This window comes from Bradyrhizobium sp. 179, from assembly GCF_023073535.1.
Lineage (GTDB): Bacteria > Pseudomonadota > Alphaproteobacteria > Rhizobiales > Xanthobacteraceae > Bradyrhizobium.
In genome coordinates, this window is sequence record NZ_JADPJR010000061.1 from 1 (window position 1) to 3,223 (window position 3,223).

General features: G+C 66.1%; 2 protein-coding genes. Both read left to right on the forward strand.

From position 1 onward, the window contains the following. Positions 1 to 228: 228 nt before the first annotated feature. On the forward strand, positions 229 to 1,911 hold the full coding sequence (gene pimA / locus IVB12_RS15365; RefSeq protein WP_247300232.1) for a dicarboxylate--CoA ligase PimA: 1,683 nt from the start codon (positions 229 to 231) through the stop codon (positions 1,909 to 1,911). Next, positions 1,908 to 3,092 carry an acetyl-CoA C-acyltransferase gene (locus tag IVB12_RS15370; RefSeq protein WP_247300234.1) on the forward strand — a complete coding sequence of 395 codons (1,185 nt, stop codon included), beginning with the start codon at positions 1,908 to 1,910 and terminating at the stop codon, positions 3,090 to 3,092. Before pimA ends, IVB12_RS15370 begins: the two co-directional genes overlap by 4 nt. Positions 3,093 to 3,223 lie beyond the last annotated feature (131 nt).

Below are 3,223 nucleotides of genomic sequence, written 5' to 3' on the forward strand. Positions count from 1 at the left end.
GGAGACCAACGACCCGAGCCTCGAGCCCGCGCCGCTCCTGAAGAAACTCGCGGATGAGGGCAAGACGTTCGCGTCGCTGGCGGCTGCGTCGAAAGCGGCTTGATGGAGCTTCGCGCTCCAACTCTCAGTCATTCCGGGGCGCCCGAAGGGCGAACCCGGAACCTCGAGATTCCGGGTTCGATGCTTCGCATCGCTCCGGAATGACGCTTTGTTGGACTTGAGACCTTAATGACCCATCCCGGCGAACAGTTTTATCCCGAGGGCGTGCATTGGGACGACACCATCGTCCAGGGCACGCTGCCCGACCTGCTGTCGCAGGCCGCCGCCGATTACGGCGCGCGCACCGCGATCGAGTTTCGCGACCGACCCATCACTTATACCGCGCTTGCCGCGATGGCCGAGCGCGCCGCCGCGGCCTTCCTGCGCGCCGGCTGTGGCAGGAACAGCTCGGTCGCACTGTTCCTCGGCAACACGCCCGATCATCCCGTCAGTTTCTTCGGTGCGCTCAAGGCCGGCGCCCGCGTCGCGCATCTGTCGCCGCTCGACGGCGAGATCGCGCTGACCCACAAGGTCGCCGATTCCGGCTCGCGCCTGCTCGTCACCTCCAACCTTGCCGCGCTGCTGCCGACCGCGCTGAAATTTCTGGAGAAGGGGCTGATCGATCGCCTCGTCGTCTGCGAGGACGACGATTGGGGCAAGGTCGACACGCCGCAGGCGGCGATCCCCGATGATCCCCGCATCGTCACGTTCAAAGCCTTCGTGGAGGGCGCGGCCGCGCCGGCCGAGTGGCCGAACGTGACGGCCGAAGACGTGGCGCTGCTGCAATATACCGGCGGCACCACCGGCCTGCCCAAGGGCGCGATGCTGACGCACGGCAATCTCACCGCGGCGGTGTCGATCTACGACGTCTGGGGCAAGCCGGCGCGCGCCGCGCGCGGCGATGTCGTCGAGCGCGTGATCTGCGTGCTGCCGCTGTTTCACATTTATGCGCTCACCGTCGTGCTGCTCTCCTCGCTCCGCCGCGGCAATCTGATCTCGCTGCATCAGCGCTTCGACGTCGAAGCGGTGATGCGCGACATTGAGATCAAGCACGCGACGTACTTTCCGGGCGTGCCGACGATGTGGATCGCGATTGCGGCGCTGCCCGACCTCGACAAGCGCGACTTCTCCTCGCTTGCTACCATCGGCTCTGGCGGTGCACCGCTGCCGGTGGAGATCGCGAGCTTCTTCGAGCGCAAGGTCGGCAAGAAGCTACGCAGCGGCTGGGGCATGACCGAGACCTGCTCGCCCGGCACCGGCCATCCGCCTGTTGGTCCCGACAAGCCGGGTTCGATCGGTCTGATGCTGCCGGGCATCGAGCTCGACGTGGTCGCGCTGGACGATCCCAGACGCGTGCTGCCGCCGGGCGAAGTCGGTGAGATCCGCATCAAGGGCCCGAACGTCACCAAGGGTTATTGGAACAAGCCGGAAGGGTCCGCGGAGGCCTTCGTCGACGGCCGTTTCCTCACCGGCGACATCGGCTACATGGATCAGGACGGCTATTTCTTCCTGGTCGACCGCAAGAAGGACATGATCATCTCCGGCGGCTTCAACGTCTATCCGCAGATGATCGAGCAGGCGATCTACACCGTCCCCGGTGTGCACGAGGTGATCGTGCTCGGCATTCCCGATCCCTATCGCGGCGAGGCCGCCAAGGCCTTTATCAAGCTGAAGCCGGAAGCCAAACCGTTCTCGCTCGACGAGCTGCGCACCCAGCTCGCTGGCAAGCTCGGCAAGCATGAATTGCCGGCCGCAGTCGAGTTCGTCGACGATCTGCCGCGCACGCCGGTCGGAAAATTGTCGCGCCACGAATTGCGCCAGCAGCAGAAATCGTCACAATCCACCAAAACCGCATCAGGAGGTCGCTCTTGACCGACGCCGTCATCGTTTCCACCGCCCGCACGCCGATCGGCAAGGCCTATCGTGGCGCGCTCAACGCCACCGAGGGCGCGACCCTGCTCGGCCACGCCATCGGCGAGGCCGTCGCCCGCGCCAAGGTCGATCCCAAGGAGGTCGAGGACGTCGTGATGGGTGCAGCGCTCCAGCAGGGCGCGACCGGCGGCAACATCGCGCGCAAGGCGCTGTTGCGCGCCGGCCTTCCCGTCACCGTCGCCGGCACCACCATCGACCGGCAATGCGCCTCGGGCCTGCAGGCGATCGCGCTCGCGGCGCGCTCGGTGATCTTCGACGGCGTCGAGATCGCGGTCGGCGGCGGCGGCGAGTCGATCAGCCTCGTGCAGAACGACAAGATGAACGGCTTCCACGCCCAGGATCCGGCGCTGCTCAAGATGAAGGGCGAGGTCTACATGCCCATGATCGACACGGCCGAGGTCGTCGCCAAGCGCTACGGCATCTCGCGCGAACGCCAGGACGAATATTCGCTGGAGAGCCAGCGCCGCACCGCGGCCGCGCAGCAGGGCGGCAAGTTCAAGGACGAACTCGCGCCGATCACCACGCAGATGGCGGTTACCGACAAGGCGACCGGTACGGTCTCGATGAAAGAAGTCACGCTGTCGCAGGACGAAGGTCCGCGTCCGGAGACCACCGCTGAAGGCCTCGCCGGCCTCAAGCCCGTGCGCGGCGACGGTTTCACCATCACCGCCGGCAATGCCAGCCAGCTTTCCGACGGCGCCAGCGCCTCCGTCATCATGAGCGACAAGGAAGCGGCCAAGCGCGGCCTCAAGCCGCTCGGCATCTTCCGCGGCTTCGTCTCCGCCGGCTGCGAGCCGGACGAGATGGGCATCGGCCCGGTTTTCGCCGTGCCGCGCCTGCTCAAGCGTCATGATCTCACGGTTGACGACATCGGCCTGTGGGAGCTCAACGAGGCCTTCGCGGTGCAGGTGCTGTATTGCCGCGACAAGCTCGGCATCGACCCCGACAAGATCGTCAATGGCGGCGCGATCTCGGTCGGCCATCCCTATGGCATGTCGGGTGCGCGCCTCACCGGCCACGCTCTGATCGAAGGCCGCCGCCGCAAGGCGAAGTACGCGGTCGTCACCATGTGCGTCGGCGGCGGCATGGGCGCGGCGGGACTTTTCGAGGTGTTGCAATAGTTCACCGTCTGGCTTTCGCCAGGACGACGAAGCTCACAGGAGGATCCGATGGATCTCGCATTCACGAAAGAAGAGCAGGCGTTTCGCGAGGAAGTGCGGCAGTTCTTGCGCGACAACGTGCCGCCGGATAC